Source organism: Stenotrophomonas sp. 2619, assembly GCF_040548725.1.
Lineage (GTDB): Bacteria > Pseudomonadota > Gammaproteobacteria > Xanthomonadales > Xanthomonadaceae > Stenotrophomonas > Stenotrophomonas maltophilia_AP.
Window position 1 is genome coordinate 127495 of the sequence record NZ_JBEPSF010000008.1, and the last position, 18830, is coordinate 146324.

General features: G+C 67.8%; 15 protein-coding genes. 5 read left to right on the plus strand and 10 right to left on the minus strand.

The annotated features are described in order from the left end of the window. The first annotated feature begins 2 nt into the window (after positions 1-2). Both ABIA71_RS10060 and ABIA71_RS10065 read left to right on the plus strand, forming a co-directional pair. Positions 3-2117 carry a M13 family metallopeptidase gene (locus tag ABIA71_RS10060; protein ID WP_354285137.1) on the plus strand — a complete coding sequence of 705 codons (2115 nt, stop codon included), beginning with the start codon at positions 3-5 and terminating at the stop codon, positions 2115-2117. A 666-nt stretch (positions 2118-2783) separates the two neighbouring features. Then, a complete protein-coding gene (locus ABIA71_RS10065) occupies positions 2784-4793 on the plus strand; it encodes a M13 family metallopeptidase (RefSeq protein ID WP_354285077.1) in 2010 nt (669 codons plus the stop codon). Positions 4794-4905: 112 nt separating this feature from the next. Here the strand turns inward: ABIA71_RS10065 and ABIA71_RS10070 are convergent, their stop codons facing one another. From ABIA71_RS10070 to ABIA71_RS10100, 7 genes are all read right to left on the minus strand, one after another. Continuing rightward, positions 4906-6567 (minus strand): saccharopine dehydrogenase family protein, encoded by a 1662-nt coding sequence (locus tag ABIA71_RS10070; protein ID WP_354285078.1) that lies wholly within the window; start codon positions 6565-6567, stop codon positions 4906-4908. A 97-nt stretch (positions 6568-6664) separates the two neighbouring features. Continuing rightward, positions 6665-7336 carry a rhomboid family intramembrane serine protease gene (locus ABIA71_RS10075; protein ID WP_038687159.1) on the minus strand — a complete coding sequence of 224 codons (672 nt, stop codon included), beginning with the start codon at positions 7334-7336 and terminating at the stop codon, positions 6665-6667. A gap of 99 nt (positions 7337-7435) precedes the next feature. Continuing rightward, positions 7436-7804 carry an MGMT family protein gene (locus tag ABIA71_RS10080; RefSeq protein WP_354285079.1) on the minus strand — a complete coding sequence of 123 codons (369 nt, stop codon included), beginning with the start codon at positions 7802-7804 and terminating at the stop codon, positions 7436-7438. Next, positions 7801-8721, minus strand: coding sequence for a DMT family transporter (locus ABIA71_RS10085; protein ID WP_354285080.1), 921 nt, complete (start codon positions 8719-8721; stop codon positions 7801-7803). The genes ABIA71_RS10080 and ABIA71_RS10085 overlap by 4 nt, the downstream gene beginning before the upstream one ends. A 115-nt stretch (positions 8722-8836) precedes the next feature. After that, positions 8837-10192, minus strand: a complete 1356-nt coding sequence (gene gorA / locus ABIA71_RS10090; protein WP_354285081.1) for a glutathione-disulfide reductase — start codon at positions 10190-10192, stop codon at positions 8837-8839. Between the two features lie 120 nt (positions 10193-10312). After that, a complete protein-coding gene (locus ABIA71_RS10095) occupies positions 10313-11566 on the minus strand; it encodes a DUF418 domain-containing protein (protein ID WP_354285082.1) in 1254 nt (417 codons plus the stop codon). Between the two features lie 98 nt (positions 11567-11664). After that, positions 11665-12144 carry an FKBP-type peptidyl-prolyl cis-trans isomerase gene (locus ABIA71_RS10100; protein ID WP_128096127.1) on the minus strand — a complete coding sequence of 160 codons (480 nt, stop codon included), beginning with the start codon at positions 12142-12144 and terminating at the stop codon, positions 11665-11667. A 110-nt stretch (positions 12145-12254) separates the two neighbouring features. Here ABIA71_RS10100 and ABIA71_RS10105 point away from each other — a divergent pair, with 110 nt between their 5' ends. The 3 genes from ABIA71_RS10105 to ABIA71_RS10115 all read left to right on the plus strand — a co-directional run bounded on the left by ABIA71_RS10105 (position 12255) and on the right by ABIA71_RS10115 (position 15728). Then, positions 12255-12782 (plus strand): C40 family peptidase, encoded by a 528-nt coding sequence (locus ABIA71_RS10105; RefSeq protein WP_502961229.1) that lies wholly within the window; start codon positions 12255-12257, stop codon positions 12780-12782. A 131-nt stretch (positions 12783-12913) separates the two neighbouring features. Further along, positions 12914-13690, plus strand: a complete 777-nt coding sequence (locus ABIA71_RS10110; protein WP_502961226.1) for a C40 family peptidase — start codon at positions 12914-12916, stop codon at positions 13688-13690. A 700-nt stretch (positions 13691-14390) separates the two neighbouring features. Next, on the plus strand, positions 14391-15728 hold the full coding sequence (locus tag ABIA71_RS10115; protein ID WP_354285084.1) for a sigma-54 interaction domain-containing protein: 1338 nt from the start codon (positions 14391-14393) through the stop codon (positions 15726-15728). Between the two features lie 158 nt (positions 15729-15886). On the opposite strand, the gene ABIA71_RS10120 is transcribed toward ABIA71_RS10115, so the two are convergent. Genes ABIA71_RS10120 through ABIA71_RS10130 form a run of 3 tightly spaced genes read right to left on the minus strand, consistent with a single transcriptional unit; the run spans position 15887 to position 18705 of the window. Then, entirely contained in the window at positions 15887-17191 is a 1305-nt protein-coding gene (locus ABIA71_RS10120; protein ID WP_354285085.1) for a hypothetical protein, read from the minus strand. Between the two features lie 48 nt (positions 17192-17239). After that, complete coding sequence (locus ABIA71_RS10125; RefSeq protein ID WP_354285086.1) at positions 17240-17998, minus strand: hypothetical protein; 759 nt, start codon at positions 17996-17998, stop codon at positions 17240-17242. Positions 17999-18006: 8 nt separating this feature from the next. Beyond that, on the minus strand, positions 18007-18705 hold the full coding sequence (locus ABIA71_RS10130) for a C39 family peptidase (RefSeq protein ID WP_137191752.1): 699 nt from the start codon (positions 18703-18705) through the stop codon (positions 18007-18009). Positions 18706-18830: the final 125 nt, after the last annotated feature.

Sequence of the window (18830 nt, forward strand, 5' to 3'; positions counted from 1 at the left end):
TGATCGCTCGCACTCCCAAGATTGTTCTGCTGACCCTGGCCGTTTCGGCCGCGCTGGTCGGCTGCGGCAAGAACGAAACCCCGGCTACGGACAGCGCGGCCTCCACCGCCGCACCGGCCACCCCTGCCGCTGCGGCCACCGAGTACAAGCTCGACGAAAGCAAGCTGCCGGCCTACAACGCCTTCCACCCGTCCGACCTGGACACCAGCCTGGACGCCTGCAACGCGTTCGGCGACTACGTCAACAGCAAGTGGCTGGCCGCCAATGAGATTCCGGCCGACCGCACCAGCTGGGGCGCCTTCACCATCCTGGACGAGCGTTCGGTCGCCGTGCAGCACCAGCTCGCCGAGCAGGTCGCAGCGGTGAAGAACCCGAGCGGCATCGAGAAGATCGTCGGCGACTTCTGGGCCACCGGCATGGACGAAGCCAAGATCAACGCGCAGGGCATCGAGCCGATCAAGGCCGACCTGGCCGCCATCGACGGCCTGCAGAGCAAGGAGGCGGTCGCCGACTTCCTGCGCAGCAGCGCGGCCAAGGGCGAGAACGTGCTGTTCGGCTTCGGTCCGGAAGCGGACTTCAAGAACTCCAGCATGAACATGGCCTACGCCAGCCAGGGCGGCCTGGGCCTGCCGGACACCACCTACTACACCGACGCCAAGAACGCCGACAAGCTCAAGGCCTACCAGGCGCACGTGGCCAAGGTGCTGGAACTGTCCGGCGTTGCCGCCGCCGATGCGGCCAAGCAGGCCGCCGACGTGGTGAAGTTCGAAACCCGCCTGGCCAAGGCCTCCAAGTCCAGCGTCGAGCTGTCGCGCGATGTGTCGCTGTACTACAACCCGGTCACCCTGGCTGACGCCGACAAGCTGACCCCGAACTTCAGCTGGACCGAGTTCTTCAAGGCCCAGGGTGTGGCCGCGCCGGAGAAGTTCTCGCTGGCCATTCCGACCTTCCACCAGGAAGTGAGCAAGGCGCTGGGCGACACCGATCCGTCGGTGTGGCGCGCCTACCTGCGCTTCCACACCGTGGACGGCGCCTCGCCGTACCTGGCCGATGCGTTCGTGGATGAAAACTACGCGTTCTACGGCAAGACCCTGAACGGCCAGAAGGAACAGAAGCCGCGCTGGAAGCGCGTACTGGGCACCATCGAGAACGACGCCGGCGATGCGTTCGGCCAGCTGTACGTGAAGGTTGCCTTCTCGCCGGAAGCCAAGGCCAAGATGGAAGAACTGGTCAAGAACCTGGCCGCCGCGCTGAAGGAGCGCATCCAGGGCCTGACCTGGATGAGCGACGAGACCAAGGCCAAGGCGATCGCCAAGTGGGAAACCTTTACCCCGAAGATCGGCTACCCGGACAAGTGGCGTGACTGGAACGGCCTGACCACCGGTCGCGACAGCTACTTCGGCAACGTGCGCGCGGCCAATGAATTCAACTACAAGTGGTCCCTGTCCAAGATCGGCAAGCCGGTGGACAAGACCGAGTGGGGCATGACCCCGCAGACGGTCAACGCCTACTACAACCCGCTGCAGAACGAGATCGTGTTCCCGGCCGCGATCCTGCAGCCGCCGTTCTTCGACCCGAAGGCCGACGACGCGCTCAACTACGGCGGCATCGGCGCGGTGATCGGCCACGAAATGACCCACGGTTACGATGACCAGGGCAGCCGCTTCGGGCCGACCGGCAACTTCGAGAACTGGTGGAGCGCGGCAGACACCAAGAACTTCGGTGGCCTGACCGGCAAGCTGATCAAGCAGTTCGACGGGTACAGGGTGGACGGCCAGGCGGTCAACGGCAAGCTGACCCTGGGCGAGAACATCGCCGACCTGGGCGGCGTGGCAACCGCCTACGACGCGCTGCAGAAGGCCTCGGCCGGCAAGGAAGATCCGAAGATCGACGGCTTCACCCGCGATCAGCGCTTCTACTTCAACTGGGCCACCGTGTGGCGCACCAAGTACACCCCGGAGAACGCCAAGGTCCGCCTGGCCACCGATCCGCACGCCCCGGCGCAGTTCCGCGCAATGGGCGCGCCGTCGAACCTGCCGACCTTCGCCGCTGCGTTCCAGTGCAAGGCCGGCTCGCCGATGGTCCGCGCCGGCGACCAGCAGGTCGTGATCTGGTAAACCGCACTACCGCCTGATCGGCCGCAGGCGACTGCCCGCGACTTTTCCGGCAATGCGGTTGAGTAAGGAAAAACGCCTCGATTCCGTTGGGAATCGGGGCGTTTTTTTTTGTCTTCCTCGTGGGGGAGAGGCTTGAAGGCACCGGCTATGTGCGTCGCGAGCGTCGGGGCCCGTTGGCGGCCGGCAGACCCCTGCGCAAATGTCCCCCGGCCGCCTGCGGCAGCCTCCTCCTTGAGTTTGCCAAGGGTCTGCCGGCCGCCAACGGGCGCGGCTCGCGTCAGCAACGGTCCATCTCGATCCCTTGGACGCTGGCGCTTTCCCACACAGACTCCTGGACGCCAGTCAACGCACTTCCCGCGCCTGGTCGCGGCTGATCCGCCCGAGAAAGGTCAGCTGCCATCGGTGCGTGGAGCGAAGGAGTCAACTGTTTCCGCAAGCCACGCCTCTTGGCGGCGAACAGGCCCTTGGCAAACTCAAGGAGGAGGTCGCCGCAGGCGACCGGGGGACATTTGCACAAGGGCCTGTTCGCCGCCAAAAGGCCCCAACGCTCGCGCGGGTTGCCGTTCGCCGTTGCTTCCCGCCCTTCGTAGTTATCCTCCCCATCACGCTCTTTTCGCTTTGCTTGGTACACTCGCGCGATCCCAATCCACACTGGATTCGCTTTACATGTCCAACCTCCGTCCGCTCGCCATTGCCCTGGGCCTTGGCCTGGCCTCCCTGGTCATCGCACACGATGCGCACGCTGCGCCGAAGAAGAAGGCCGCGCGTGCGCCGGCGGTCAGCGCCCAGTGCAGCGACTTCTATGAAGCCAGCAATGGCGCGTGGCTGAAAGCCAATCCAGTGCCGCAGACCGGCGCCACCACCGCCCTTGGGCAGCTGGCCGAGCGTACCCGCCTGCAGCAGCGCGACCTGCTGGACGCCTCCATGAAAACCCCGCAGGGCACCGTGCAGAAGCTGCTCGGCGACTTCTGGGCCAGCGGCCTGGACGAAGCTGCGGTGGAAGCCGACGGCTCCAACCCGATCGCCCCGCTGCTGACCCGCATCAACGCCATCAAGAAGGCCAAGGACGTCCCCGCCTCGATCGCCGCCCTGCACCAGGTGGGCATCCCGGTGGCCTTCAACTTCGCCCCCGACGTCGACCTCAAGGCGCTCGACCGCCATATCGGCTACTTCATGCAGGGTGGCATGGGCCTGCCGGACCCGGCCTTCTACACCCGCACTGACGCCGACACCGTCGCGCTGATGGCCCGCTACCGCACCTACGTCAAGCAGATCCTGGCCCTCACCGGCACCCCGGCGGCCAAGCTCGACGCCGAAGCGCAGGCCGTGATCGCGCTGGAAACCGAACTGGCGCGCAACGCACAGTCGCTGGCGGGCATCAACAACCCGTTCAACAACTATGCGCCCATCTCCACCAAGGAGCTCACCAGCCGCTACCGCAACCTGCAGCTGGATGCGTTCCTCAAGGTCCAGGGCGTCAATGACGACCTCGTCTCGCTGGCCGACCCCGCGCTGTTCAAGCAGCTGGACGGCATGGTCACCCGCATCAAGCCGGACCAGTGGAAGGCCTACCTGCGCTGGCGCGTCGGCGATGCCATGGCCCCGTACCTGTCCAAGGCCTACCGCGATGCCGAATTCGAATTCCGCGGCCGCGTGATCCGTGGCGAAACCATTGCCCCGGCGCGTTGGGAACAGACCCTGGATGCGATCAACGTCGCCGCCGGCCCGATGCTCGGCCGCGAATACGCCAGCAAGTACCTGTCCGCCGATGATCGCCGCCAGGCGGCGGTGATCGTCGACAAGGTCCGCGAAGTGCAGATCGATGCCGTCAAGCGCAGCACCTGGCTGAGCAACGAGGCCAAGACCGAGGCGCAGGCCAAGCTGGCCGCGCTGAAGATCGAGATCGGCACGCCGCTGCGCGACCTCGACTACAGCGTGCAGCCGATGGGCCGTGGCAGCTTCGGCGGCAACATGCTGATCGCCTCCACCTGGCGCCACCGCGAAGAAATGAAGCGCATCGGCAAGGGCAACGCCGACCGCCGCTGGGACGTGCTGCCGCAGCAGCCGGCGCTGGCCTATGACATCGCCCAGAACCGCCTGATCGTCACCGCCGCCGTGCTGCAGGGCCCGGTGTTCAACGCCAAGGCCGATGCCGCCGACAAGTTCGGCAGCTTCGGTGCCCTGGTCGCCCACGAACTGACCCGCGCCATCGACGCCAAGGGCGCGCTGGTGGATGCCAAGGGCGAACTGCGCAGCTGGTGGACCCCGGCCGACAAGACCGCCTGGACCCTGCTCGGCAGCCGCGTGGCCGCTCAGTACAGCGCGTACGATTTCCCGGGCATCAAGGGTGCCAAGGTCAACGGCGAGCTGACCCGCGAGGAAAACCTGGCCGACGTGGCGGGTCTCGAACTGGCCTGGGAAGCCTACAAGGCGGTGGAACCGTCGGCCAAGCCGGCCGCCCAGCAGGGCTTCTTCCGCGCCTGGGCCGCGCTGTGGGCGCAGCAGCTGTCGCCGAACGAAGCCGCCCAGCGGCTCACCGCCGACGTGCTGGCCCCGGGCCGCTGGCGCACCAATGGCGCCCTGTCCAACCTGCCGGCGTTCGGTGCGACGTTCAGCTGCAAGCCGGGCCAGCCGATGCAGCGCGTGGACAACGACCAGATCAAGGTCTGGCGCTGAGTCCAGCCGCAGACATGGCAAGGAAAAGGGCGCCTTCGGGCGCCCTTTTTCGTTTCGGACCGACGACCGCCGCCCCTGTTGCCCGGCCGCAACAGCCACGCATGGCGTGGCTCTACCGTGGATCCGCCGCCAGGCTGCCGCGGTAGGCCACGATCAACCCGACCCACGGCGCGGCGATCTCCACGTCGAACACGAAGCGGCCGTCGCGCTCGGTTTCGAACGTGCGCCCGCCCGGCAGCAGCGCCGTCGGCAGCGGAATACCCAGGCACGACCAGCGGCGCGCCACCAGCCGCAGGCAGTCATCCTCGACCACCAGGGCCAGCGCCACATCGACGATGCCGAAGCGTTCCACCAGCAGGTGGGTGTTCCTGCCCTGCCCGCGACGCTGCCAGGAGGAAAACCGGCGGCCGCCGAAATCGCGGGTCCAGCGTTCGCCGCCCCGCTCGGGGGTGAAGCCCACGCTGACCGGCACCGCGCTGGCCGCCGGCGGAAACCCGATCAGCGCCGCCACCATTCGTGCCAGCAGCCCGCGCCCGCGCCGTACCTCGGCGGTGCCCCGCCAGCGCCGTTCGCCCGTGTCGGCATGCAGCGCCTGCACCTGCGCCGGCAACTGCGCGAAGGCATTGCCCAGCACCTGCTGGTACAGGCTGGCGTGCGGGTCCTCGCTGCGGAAGCCGCTGAAGATCGCACGGCCCTCGAACAACCGGTGGTAGTCCGACAACGCCAACGCGTGCGTGGCGGGCCGCGCGCCCTCGGCCGGCCTTTCGCCGGCCAGCAGCTTGCGTACCACCGCCTCGGTCGCCATCGACGGAATGTACGGTCCGTCCTCGCCCTCGGCGAGCAGGTGCCAGCTTTCCTCCACCGCCTGGCCCCCGCGCAGGCCGGTGGCGTGCACGTACATGCCGCCGCGATGCTCGCCGAACCTCATCCGGTTGAGCACGGTGTAGAACAGGCGCGACAACGGCACCAGCGATGGCAGGCCGAACGTGGCACGCGCCCTGGCCAGCAGGTTGAGCACCCGGTGCAGCACTTCGGGCACCGGACCGGCGCCGATCCAGATGTCGGTCAAGGTGGGATGCTCAGGCGGAAGCACCTGCAGGTCGGGCACGTCCACCAGCGAAAAATGCAGGTTGCGCAACGGCACCTTGCCCGGCACGGCGATGGTGAAGCGCCGGCTTTCGGCCAGCCCGCGCCCGTGCGAAGGCACGCCGTTGCGCTGCAGTTTCACCGGTGCGCCCGCATACCCCACCACCGCGCGCATCACGTTGAGCCCGATGCCCGCATACGGCGACGGGGCGATGCCGCCTTCCACCGCCACGATGTCCATGCGCCCGGCGATCTCGCGCAGCACTGCTGCCGTCAATACCGGAAAACTGCTGACCCCGGACAGCACGAATATCCCGGCCGCCCTGGCCTGTGCATCGAACTGAGCGACGCCGAACACGAAATCGGCCGCGTCGGCGAAGTCCAGGTACGGAACACGCGCGGCAATGCAGGCTTCGATCACGCTGTACGGGTGCTCACCGTAATCCTGGAACGGACCGGAGGCGTCCACCAGCAGGTCCGGCTGTTCGGCGTGCAGCAGCGGCGGGATGTGCCGCCGGTCGGCGCGCAGCGGGCGCAGCACCGGCGCGCCGGCGTAGTCGGCACAGAACGCGGACGCCGCAGCGAGGTTGCGGCCGCAGATCAGCAGTTCGAGGTCGGCCCGGTCAGCCAGCAGTCGCGCCAGGCGCCCGCCGAAGACGCCATACCCACCCAGGATCAGTATTTTCATGCGGGAAACGTCCTTGCTTCTGTTCCACCCGTGACCTGGATACGACGAAGGGCACCGTCGGTGCCCTTCGCGTGATGTACCGCCTGCGCGTTCGTCGCTAGCGGACGCTGCGGAGGTGGTTCTTGCGCGGACCGCCACCCGGCGGGCGCTTGTTGAACGGCGGTTGGCCGCGCCAGTAACGGATCAGCAGCCAGCCAAACAGCATTCCGCCCAGGTGCGCGAAGTGGGCCACCCCCGGCTGCCACCCGGTGGCGCCAAGCATCAGCTCCATGGCGCCGAACACGATCACGAAGGTGCGTGCCTTCATCGGAATCGGCGGGAACAGCAGCATCACCCGCTGGTTCGGGAACAGCATGCCGTAGGCCAGCAACAGCCCGAACACGCCACCGGAGGCCCCGAGCACGGTGGCCGGGTCGGCCATCATCATGCCCACCAGCAGCTGGCACAGCCCGGCGCCGACGATGCAGACCAGGTAATAGGTCAGGAAGCGCTTCTCGCCCCAGGTCTGTTCCAGCGGCGCGCCGAACATGAAGAGCGCCAGCATGTTGAAGAACAGATGGCCAAAGCCGCCATGCAGGAAGCCGTAGGTCAGCAGCTGCCACGGCTGGAAGTTGCCGCCCGGCGAGAACGGATCGAAGCCATCGCGCAGCGGCTGCAGCATGAACGGCTCGAAGGTGCCGTTGCCCAGCAGGAACGGTTGCTGCAGCAGGAACAGCACGATGTTGGCAATCAACAGTGCCTTGGTGACGGTGGGCAATCGCGGAAACATGAGGGCATCCTTTGGAACCGTGCCCATCATAGCGGCAGCGCCCCGTCCTGGCCGCCTCCTGCGTCGTCGCATTCAACCACCGGCCGGCCCGTGCCGATGTCAGCCCGGCCCCCACAGGGACGCGTCGAGGTCGTCACCGGTGCTGCGCGGCATCTGCTTGACCCGCCCCCGCTCGATCGCCACCCCCTCGGCACGCAGCCGCTGGCTCTGCTCACGCCACCCGTGCGACCCCTCGGGCATGGCGATGCGACCGTCAGAGCGCAGCACCCGGTGCCACGGCAGGTCCGGGTCTTCGTTCATGCCCAGCACGCGCGCGGTGAGCCGCGCCCTGCCCGGCAAGCCGGCCTTGGCCGCCACCTGGCCGTAGCCCATCACCTGCCCGCGCGGGATCGCGCGGATCACCGCCAGGATGCGCTCGCGCGCCTGCACGGCCGCATCGGCGGCGGACGCGGCATCGGTCGTTTTCACGCGCGTACGCGGCTGACCAGCAGCACCCCGAGCAGCACCAGGGCGGTTCCCAGGATCTGCCACGGTCCCATGGGTTCGTCGAGCAGCCATAGACTCATCACGATGGTGGATACCGGCCCGAGCATACCCACCTGGGCGGCCAGCGACGAGCCGATCCGCTTCACCGCCAGCATGATGGCCAACACTGGCAATACCGTGCACAGGGTGGCGTTGATCAGCGACAGCCCGTACACCGGGGTGGGTGCCTGCCCCAGCGCGGCCAGCGGATGCAGCACCGCGAAGTGCAGCACGCACAGCACGCAGGCCACGCAGCTGGCGTAGGCGGTAAGGCGGATCGCGCCGATCCGTGCCACCACCTGGCCGCTGCCGAACAGGTACAGCGCGTAGCTCAGGGCACTGGCAAACACCAGCGCACTGCCCAGCAGGATGCGCCCTCCCTCCAGCTGCAGGTCATGGCCGAACGCGAGCAGCACGCCCAGGTAGCTCAGCCCCAGCGCAACCAGCTGCCAGCGCCCGGGGCGCTTTTTCAGCAGCACCAGGCTGATCAACAGCACCAGGGTGGGATTCAGATACAGGATCAGCCGCTCCAGGGTCACGCTGATGTACTGCAGACCCTGGAAATCCAGCAGGCTGGACAGGTAATAGCCGGTGAAGCCCAGCCACAGCACCCGGCCGCGATCGCCCCACGACAGCGCCGGAGCCCGCCGCGCCGACCACACCGCCAGCAGCGCGAACAGCGGGAAGGCCATCAACATGCGCAGCGCCAGCAGCGTGGTGGCATCCACGCCATGCCGGTAGGCCAGTTTGACGATCACCGCCTTGCCCGATGCCGCAATGGCGCCGACCGCAGCCAGCGCGATGCCGCCCGCGGCGATACGGGCGGAGGACGTGGGCAGCGCGGAAACGGTAGGCGGCATCGGGACGGCAGACGGCCGCACGGGGCGGCCGGAGGATGGGGTGGAGAACGAATTGTCGCACGGTGATCGACACCGCAGGCCAGGTCGGGACACGCCCCCGCCGTGTGACGCGCTGCTACCGCATCAACACGATCTCTTCGGCCGAGGTCGGGTGGATCGCCACGGTGTCATCGAACTGGGCCTTGGTAGCGCCCATCTTCACCGCCAGTGCGAAGCCCTGCAAAATCTCATCGGCGGCTTCGCCCAGCAGGTGCACGCCCACCACGCGTTCCTCTTCGCCCACGCAGACCAGCTTGAACAGGCTGCGCTGGGTGCCGTCGGACAGCGCCTCCAGCATCGGGCGGAAGTTGCTGCGGTACACGCGCACGTCGCCATGCTGCTCGCGCGCCTCTTCCTCGCTCAGCCCCACCGCGCCCAGCGCCGGGTGCGAAAACACCACGCTGGCCACGTTGGCGTAATCCATCTTCGCCTGCGGGTTGCCGCCAAACAGACGGTCCATCAGCTTGCGCGCCGCCGCGATCGCCACCGGCGTCAAGCCGACCTTGCCGGCAATGTCGCCCACCGCGTGCACGCTGGGCACCGCGGTGGTCTGCCACTCGTCGACCTCGACCTCGCCCTTGTCGCCCACCACGATCCCCAGCGCTTCCAGCCCCAGGCCGGCGCTGTTGCCGCGGCGGCCGGTGGCGAAGAACAGCTGGTCGAACATCGCCTCGTGCGGGCCATCGTGGCCGTAGGCCACCACCGCCTCGCCCTCACGGCGCAGTTCGCGCAGGCGATAGTTGAAATGCACCTGCACGCCCTGGTGGCGCAGGTTTTCAGCCAGCTGCGCGGTGAGTTCGGCGTCGAAGCGTTCCAGCAGCCGCGCGCCCCGCACCAGCAGCGTGACCTTGCTGCCCAGCGCCTGCAGCAGCCCGGCCAGTTCAACGGCGATGTAGCCGCCGCCAACGATGGCCACGCGCTCGGGCGCATCGCACAGGTTGAAGAAATCGTCCGAGACCGCACCCAGTTCCGCGCCGGGAATGTCCGGCCGCTGCGGGTGGGCGCCGGTGGCAATCAGGATGTGGGTGGCGCTGATGCGCACCCCATCGCTGCATTCCACCGTATGCGCATCGACCAACCGGCCCTTGCGCGGCACCCGCACCACGTTGTTCTCGTTCAAGCGTTTTAGGTAGCTGGCATGGATGTTGGCGATGTAGGCCTGGCGATGCACCACCAGTTCCTTCCAGTCCAGCGCCGGCCGCACCGGCACGTCGAAGCCCATGGCCGCGGCCATGCCGATCTTGGCCGACAGATCGGCCGCCAGCCACATCGCCTTCTTCGGCACGCAGCCCACGTTGACGCAGGTGCCGCCCAGTTCGCCGGGCTCCAGCATCGCCACGCGCTGCCCGTGTTGCGCGGCGCGGAACGCCGCCGCCAGGCCGCCGGAGCCGCCGCCCAGCACGATCAGGTCATAGTCGTAGTGATTGCTCATTGGTAGTGCTCGACTCGGTAAGGTGCGCCGCACGTGGCAACGCTGTTGCCGCCACCGCGCATGCAGGCCATGAGCATGCCATGCCCGGCCGCGATCCAGTCGTGACGACGACGGTCAGTGTCAGGCGGCCGCGCGTCGCAACGGCGGCCAGTGCAGGTAGGTCATCGCACGCCACACCCACTCCAGTGGACCGAAGCGGAAATAGCGCAGCCACACCGTGCTGGCCAGCACCTGCAGCGCGAACAGCGCCATCGCGAACGGCACCTGGCCGGCGCGCGGCATCTGTTCAAAGGCGCCCAGGCCATACCCGTAGAACACCCACGTGCACACCAGCGACTGCGCGATGTACTGGGTCAGCGCCGTCCGCCCCACCGGTGCCAGCCATGCCAGGCGCGCACGAGCCCGCACGATCCAGGCCAGGTAGCCCAGGCACATCAGCAGCGACGCCACCGAGTTCAGCGCGAACGCCGCGCCACTGGCGGCGGTGAAGGTGCCCGGCGCCAGGTACGGCTGCCAGAGCGCGCTGGCCACCATCATGACCAGCCCAGTGGGCAGTGCCACCCAGCGCAGCCGCCAGAACAGCCGGGCGAACGTGTCCGGCGTGGCCAGCGCGCCGCTGCGGGCGAACCAGCTGCCGATCAGGAACATGCCCAGCACTTCCGGGCCCACCACGATGATCGCGCTGAGCTGGGCGAAGAAGTCACGCAGGCGCTGCGCCACCGCCTGCAGGTAGGTGCCGTGGCCGTACGCCTGGCGCTGCATGTCGATGGTCTGCCCGGCCTGCGCCACGGCGTCAGTCACCTGCGTGCCAGACGGTTCCAGGTGCGCCGACAGGCCCATCAGCACGCCCAGCAGCAGCATCAGCGCGGCCGCGCACAGATACGTCAGCACCCCCATTGCGGGCAGCCAGCGCGTGGGCGCTTCGCGACAGGCCAGCAAGGGCAGCGACACCAGCGCATACACCACCAGAATGTCGCCGGACCAGACCAGCAGCGCGTGGCACAGGCCGATCAGCAACAGCGCTGCGCTACGTCGCAGGTAGAACGGGGTAAAGGCACGCCGCGCCGCCTCGGCGCGCTGGGCCATGATCGCAAAGCCGGCGCCGAACAACAGCGAGAACAGGGTGAAGAACTTGCCTTGCACCAGCACGTAGATGGCCGCGTCCGCAGCGTAGTCCAGGCCGTGCCAGTGCGGGTCGATGCCGGTGAAGGCCAGGTCCAGCGGCCCGCTGAAGGCCTCCATGTTCATCAACAGGATGCCGAACAGGGCGAAGCCGCGCAGGATGTCCAGCACCGCGATGCGGTCGCCGGCGGCAACCGGCTGCAGAAGGGGGGAAGCAGCGTTCACAGGCACTCCGTCCGGCAAGGCGGTCATTATGCGGCGGCGTGGGCGCCCACGAACGCAGCGTGCGGGGCGCACAACGGCAACGGCCCGCCGAAGCGGGCCGTTGGATCAGGCGGGTTGGCCAGCACTCAGTGCTGGTGGCCACCGTCGCCGTGCACGTGGCCGTGCTCGAGTTCTTCGGCCGCCGCTTCACGCACGTCGACGATCTCGACCGAGAAGTGCAGGTCCTTGCCGGCCATCGGGTGGTTCAGGTCGACGTCGACCACGCTCATGCCGACCTTCTCGACGGTGACCGCGCGCGGGCCGAAGTTGGTCTGCAGCACGACCTGCTGGCCCGGGACCAGCTTGCTGGTGCCGAAATGCTTCTTCGGCACGCGCTGGGTCAGGCCCTCGCGGCGTTCGCCGTAGGCATCGGCCGCCTTGACGTCCACCTCGAAGGTGGCGCCGGCTTCCTTGTCCATCATGGCGTTTTCCAGGCCCGGGATGATGTTGCCGTGGCCGATCAGGATCGCCAGCGGATCACGGTCCTTGGAGCTCTCGATCGGCTCCTGGCCCTGTTCGGCAACGGTGTAGTGGAAACGGACGACGCGGTCTTTTTCGATCTTCATGCGCAACTCTGGCTGGTCGCTGCCGATGGCAGACGGGTGGGGCGGGTTGTTCCCCGCCGGATACGCCGCCATCATGACGGCCTTCTGAGGCCGCGCATTATCCGGACAACCTGCACATGACGCCAGTTCCGCGCACGACCCGACTGGCCCTGCTGGCCCTCACCGCCCTGTTGAGCGCCTGTGGCGGCGGCAAGACCACCCGTCCCGCCACCCCGCCCGCCTCCACCCAGGTCTGGCCCAGCGTGGTTCCCAACGACCCGCAGGCAGCCAATGCGGTGCTGATGCGCGCCATCGGCCTGGTCGGCACGCCCTATCGTTACGGCGGCAACACCCCGGAGTCGGGCTTCGACTGCAGTGGCCTGGTGACCTACGTCTACCGCGAGATGGTCGACCTCAAGCTGCCCCGGACCTCGCGCGACCTGGCCGCGGTGCAGGGCCCGAAGATCGAACCCAAGCGCCTGGCACCGGGCGATCTGGTGTTCTTTGGCAGCCGCGGCAACGTGTCACACGTGGGCATTTACGTCGGCGAAGGACGCTTCGTGCACGCCCCGAGCACCGGCGGCACGGTCCGGCTGGACTCGCTCGGCGGCGCGTACTGGAAGGACCATTACACCGGCGCGAAACGCGTTCTGCACTAAGCTGAACAGGGGTAAGGGTCAAATTTGTGATGCACATCACGTGTTTGTAAACGAAAAATTAACGAAATTTGTACCTAATCACTGCGCTTACACGGCATCATCACCCATCGTTTTTATTAAGTGACCGCCGCGTGACGACAGCCGACCTGCCAAGCCAAGGCCAGACCGCCGCCCCCCAGCGCTGCACCCGCTCCGTTTTTCTCGCCGTCGCGCTCTGCCTGGCCAGCCTTCCGGCCTGGGCCCAGACCGCACCGGCCACCGCTGTCGATGCCGCTTCGGCCGGCGCCAGCACCTCCGAATCCTCCGCGGTGGCAAAGCCCAAGGCTGATGCCCCCGCCCGCAGCAAGGCCGACGCCGCTGCCAGCGCCACCCTCGCCGCCCTGCTTCCCCATCTGGCCGCGAACGACACCATTCCCCTGATGGACCGCTCGGCGATGTTCGCCGGCGACCTGAGCCGCCTGCTGGCCAACTACGACGCCAGCAGTGGTGCCAACGGCGCCGTGGTCGGCGGCGCGGCCGACAACGGCAAGGTGCAGTCGCTGCTGCGCCGCGCGATGACCCTGCTGGGCACCCCGTATCGCTGGGGCGGCACCTCGCCGGACAGCGGTTTCGACTGCAGCGGCCTGGTCGGCTACGTGTTCCGCACCGCCCTGGGCATCGAGCTGCCGCGCGTGTCGCGCGAAATGGCCCACGACGGCGAAGCCGAACTGATCAACGACCGCAACGCGCTGGCTGCCGGCGACCTGGTGTTCTTCGGCCGCAAGGGCCGGGTTGACCACGTGGGCATCTACGTGGGTGAAGGCCGCTTCCTGCACGCCCCCAGCACCGGCAAGGACGTCCGCGTGGACAGCCTGATGACCGGCTACTGGAGCGCCAAGTTCATGCAGGCCCGCCGCGTCGACCTCTAAGTTGCCGCCGCCCGCCTGTTGAAAAAAACCGCTGCCCTGCAGCGGTTTTTTTTTGGTTCTTCTCCCAACTGAAGGGCAAGCAGAAACGTGCCTTGACGCTCTCCAGGCACAGCCGTCGGCGGGTCGGGCGCTGGGCCCCCATGCCCTTTCCGGCGAATGTCCTCCGGCGTCGGCCTGCGGCCGCCCCCTCCCCCTTTACTTCGCCTCCAAGGGCATGGGGGCCCAGCGCCCGACCCACCGACAGCACCAGAAATGCCTGACGCCCCCTGCTAACCGAAAGCAGAGCCCCGTAGCGGCCGGTAGGCCTCTGGGCAAAGTAAAGGAGGAGGCCGCCCCGCGGCCGGGGGACATTTGCGCCAGGGGCCTACCGGCTGCTGCGGGGCCCTCACGCTCGCGACCAGCCCGATCGAAGGCGCCAGCGATCCGAACGGCGCCTGCACACCGGTCACCCGACGCGTCGTGCTCACTCTGCGACGGCCCCTGCAACAAGACGCTCCCCCTCAGATGGGAAACGCCCCCTTCGTTGGCCGCTGCCACCCCCAACCGGCGTTGTCCCTGTTGTCGAACACGCAACAGCCAGCAAACCAAGTGCCTGCCCGCCTCGTCGGTCCAGGCCGCGGACCCGGACGTGGGGCGGCACGTCCAAGGCCACCGGACCAGCATCAGATTCCGCCCGTGATCTTCGTCTACAAGGTGACGCATGGCGGCAGTCCCTGATTTTCCGGCCCGGTGTGTAATCTGGTTTGGGTCCCCGCAGCCGGCCGAACGGGCCGCCTTGGCGGCCGCAGGCTGGCAGGTGCGTGGCGTGGCCACCGACGACTGCGTGGCCATCGGCATGCGTGGCAGCGACCAGGTCGTCGGCCTGCTCGACCTGCGCAGCGCCTTGCCGGCCAACCTGACCCGGTTGCAGGCCCTGCTCGACGAACACCGGCACATGACCCTGCTGGCCATCCTGCCCGCCGGCGCACCGCCGCCCTCGCCCGCCCTGCAGGCACTGCTGGCCGTGTGCGCGGAGACCTTTGCCGCGCCGCTGGACCTGGGCCGCATCGTCCACCGCCTGCAGCAACTGGCCGGCGACGCCGCACAGCCCCCCACCCACGGACCGCAGCAGCTGATCGGCGACAGCGCCGTGCTGCAGGTCGCGCGCAGCGCCATCCGCAAGTTTGCCCCGGTCGACCTGCCGGTACTCATCACCGGCGAAACCGGCACAGGCAAGGAACTGGCGGCCCAGGCCCTGCACGCGTTGTCGCCGCGCCATGCCCGCCCGTTTCTGGCCGTCAACTGCGGCGCCATCCCCGCCGCGCTGGTCCAGTCTGAACTGTTCGGCCACGAGCGTGGTGCCTTCACCGGCGCCGCCAGCCGCCGGCTGGGCCTGTTCGAGACCGCCAGCGGCGGTACCGTCTTCCTGGATGAAATCGGCGACCTGCCACTGGATGCGCAGACCAACCTGCTGCGCGTACTGCAGGAAGGCACCGTCGAACGCGTCGGCAGCAACAAACCGCTGGCGGTGGATGTGCGGGTGCTGGCCGCTACCCACGTCGACCTGGAACAGGCGGTGGAGCGCGGGCAGTTCCGCCGCGACCTGTTCTACCGCTTGAACGTCCTGCGCCTGCCATTGCCCCCGCTGCGCGACCGCGGCAGCGACATCCTGCTGCTGGCCCAGCACTTCCTGGCCAGCTTCCGCGACCGCCACGTCACCCGCGCGCGCGGCTTCAGCGCCGATGCCAGGCGCGCCCTGGAGCGCTTCCACTGGCCGGGCAACGTGCGCGAACTGCTCAACCGCATCCAGCGCGCGGCGATCGTCACCGACGGCGAACTGATCAGTGCCGCCGACCTGGAGCTGGTGCCCGCGCAACTGGACATGCCGCAGCGGCTGCTGCACGACGCGCGCCGATCGGCCGAACGCGACGCGCTGCTGCATGCGCTACGCCAGAACGAATTCAACATCACCGCCTGCGCCCGCGACATGCAGGTCTCACGGGTAACGGTCTACCGACTCTGCCGCAAGCACCAGCTCGCCCTCCCCGAGTTGCGCTGAGGACGAAGCACCGCCGAAGCATGCCCTGCTCCCGAATACCCTCAGCAGCACTCCGCAAATCTATCCGCCGAAGAGCCCCCTTTTTTTGTTAAAGGGGGCGCGCCAACGGCGCGGGGTTTAGGTGGAATGCACATCGTACATGCTGTGAGCGGCACCGCTCACAGCATGTACGGCACCTTGAAGGCCAGAGTGAAGTCCGGCGCATCCGGGGTCAGACCGATGCCCAGCAGGCTCACCAGGGTGGTATTGCGGTTCAGCGCGTAGGTGATGCCCAGGTTCAGCGTGCCGGCGTTGGCGTCGCTGCCGATCACCTTGAACCACTGCCCATCACGGTAGCGCGTGGACGCGCGGCTGCTCAGCTTGTCGCTGAAGGAAATACTCAGGCTGGTGCGCTCGTTGAACGCGAACGCCACGCCCGCACCGAAGTAGTACGAGCCGCCCAGCTTCACCTCGCCGGGGTTGATCGTGTCCGGGTTGGCATCCAGGTCGTCGAAGCTGCGCGGGAAGGAATGGATGTAGCCGATGTTGGCGAACAGGATCGCCGGATCGGCGGTCTTCACTGCCGACAGGCCGACGTTGGCCTGCCACACGCCGTTGCCGGTGGGCTGCTGTTCGGGCACCGCGAAACGGATGAAGTCATCGTCGTCGCGCTCCAGCACCTTCCAGTCCAGGCCATAGGGCGCGCGTCCGGTGGGCGCGGTCGCGCCTACGGTGAGCACCGTTTCCGGCCAGCGACCGTGCTCGGCGAACAACCGGTAGTTCGCGCTCAGGCCGACATCGCCGATGCCGTTGCCGGTGGTTTCTTCCTGCGCGATCGCCGCGGCCGAACCGCCGGCACCGCCCTTCTGGAACACGGTCTTGCGGGCCAGGTAGGGCACGTCCAGGTTCAAGGTAAGCCGCGGGCTGACCCCCCAGCGCGCGGCCAGGTTGTAGGTGAGCGTGTCCGACTCGACGTTCTCGATGGCGATGTTGCCCAGGAAGATCGCATCCAGCGCCAGGAAGCCGTTGAGCGTCACCTGCTTGCGGTCATAGCGTGAGTAGGTGAGGCTGTTTTCGATGGTGAAGCGACGGCTGAACAAGGCCGCCTGCTGTTGCTTCACGTCATCCACGCTGCGCCGCGAGGCCTGCTTGGCCTGCTGCGCCTCTTCGGCGCTGCTGGCGTAGCCGTCCGCGCTGGCGGGGGCAGCCGGGGTACCGGCGGGCAGCGGTGGCGGCGGGGGTGCCGCACCGGCAACAGGCGCGGTCTTGCCCGTCAGTCGGGCCTGCATCGCCTGCACCTGCATGTCCAGTTCGCGCAACCGGCGCACTTCCTGCGCGTAGTTGGCCTTGAGGGTTTCCAGCTGCGCGATCAGCGCCTTGACGTCGGCCTCATCGGCCGGCGCGGGCTGCGCGTGCGCGCCGGCCGCGGCCATCAGTGCCAGCGCCGCCAGCGCCAGCGGTGTTGCTCGTATCGAGGTGTGCATTGCCTTGGCCCACGTTGTGTTGTCACTCCCCCTGCCCGGCCACGGGGACTACTGGCCGGGACCCATGCCGACACCCCGTACCAGCGTCATCGCCTGGGCCACGTTCTGGCTGAGCGGGACGTTGCTGGCGAGGGATTGCCGGACAAGATCGATCTGCATGCGATTGCTCACGGTCTGCCCGTCGCTGCCCAGGGCGATGCTCTGCCCGACACTGCCGCTGCGGATCCACTGCTGTACCGCGCCGACACCTTCGATCTGCAGCTGCACCTTGGCGTTGTTGCCGTCCAGCTGCGCCACCGCGCTGACCCCGCCCTGCTGCACGCTGGCCAGCTGCTGGCCCTGCGCTGCTGGCGCGGGCGCATCGCCCTCGCGCACGTTGAGGTGGGTGGTATTGCCGGCCACGTTGCCGTCACCGGCAACCTGGATGCTTTGGGTCAACCCGGCCACGTTCTGCAGGCCGCTGGCGTCGATACTGCGGCCGGTGGACACCGGCAGCGGCGCATCGGCAGCGGTGACCGTCACCGACGGGGTGAAGCTCACCTTCGGCGCACCGCCGGCACGGAAGTCCATGCCAAGGGTAAGCGCGCTGGTGGCGGCCTGGTTGCCGCTGGTCCATTGGCTGATCATGGTGACCCCGAACCACGCCACGCTGCTGCCATTGACCGTGTAGCGGCCGCGCATCAGGTTCAGCTCGGGATCGGGAATTTCACTGAGGCCCTTGCCGGGCCGTCCTTCATCGGCATGTGCCGGCATGGCCCCCAGGAGGGTCAGCAGCAATACACCGTGCGTCCAGCGTGCGATATTCATGGTGCCTCCTAGAACAGATCGGCATGGGTGAAGCCGAAATCCACCAACTCCGCGTCGGTGATCGGCCCCTGCCGGGCATACAGCGAGCGCGCACTGGGCCGCTCGCCAGGCTGCAGCAACACCGTGTTGCGATCGAAGTCAGTGCCGATCACGATGAACACGGCGCGCGACGGCCACGCCTGCAGAAATTCGCTGACGGGAATGCTGCGGTTGCCCAGGATCGGGTCGGCCACGTCCACCACATCGTTGCGGACCTGTTTAAGGACCACGAAATGGCGGAAGCCCCGCACATCCATCAACACCAGACCGGGCACGCGCAGTGAGCGCAGGCGCTCTTCGTTGACGCGGTAGCCGCGTCCGCGCATGCCCATCGATTCAACGTAACGTTTGATGTCCAGCAGCGAGAACCCGCGCTGGTGGACCAGTTGCGGGTCCGAGACCCCCATCATGCCTTCGATCACCGTCCCTTCGTCCGCCTCCAGGTGGTAGGCGTACCGCAGGATCGTGGCCAGGGCCGCCGCGCCACAGCTGTAATCGGTGTGTTGCCGCACCACGTTGCGGAAGCGCCGTTCCTGCATGCTTTCCACACGCTGGGTCAGCACCGCACCGTTGGGCAGCACGCCACTGAAACCGACATCGCCGGCGCGCGCGGCGCCGAACGGCAGCATCAGCAGCAACAACGACCCGTACAGCGCGTGCTTGAACATTGGCGTGGCTCCGGATAAGGAAGGAGCCCCTGCCCCAAAGGGGGAGAATGGGACAGGGGCCCCCGGGAGCCCGGCCATTGGCGGATGGCCGGGTTTGTTGCGCTCAACGCGTACTGCTTGCGAAA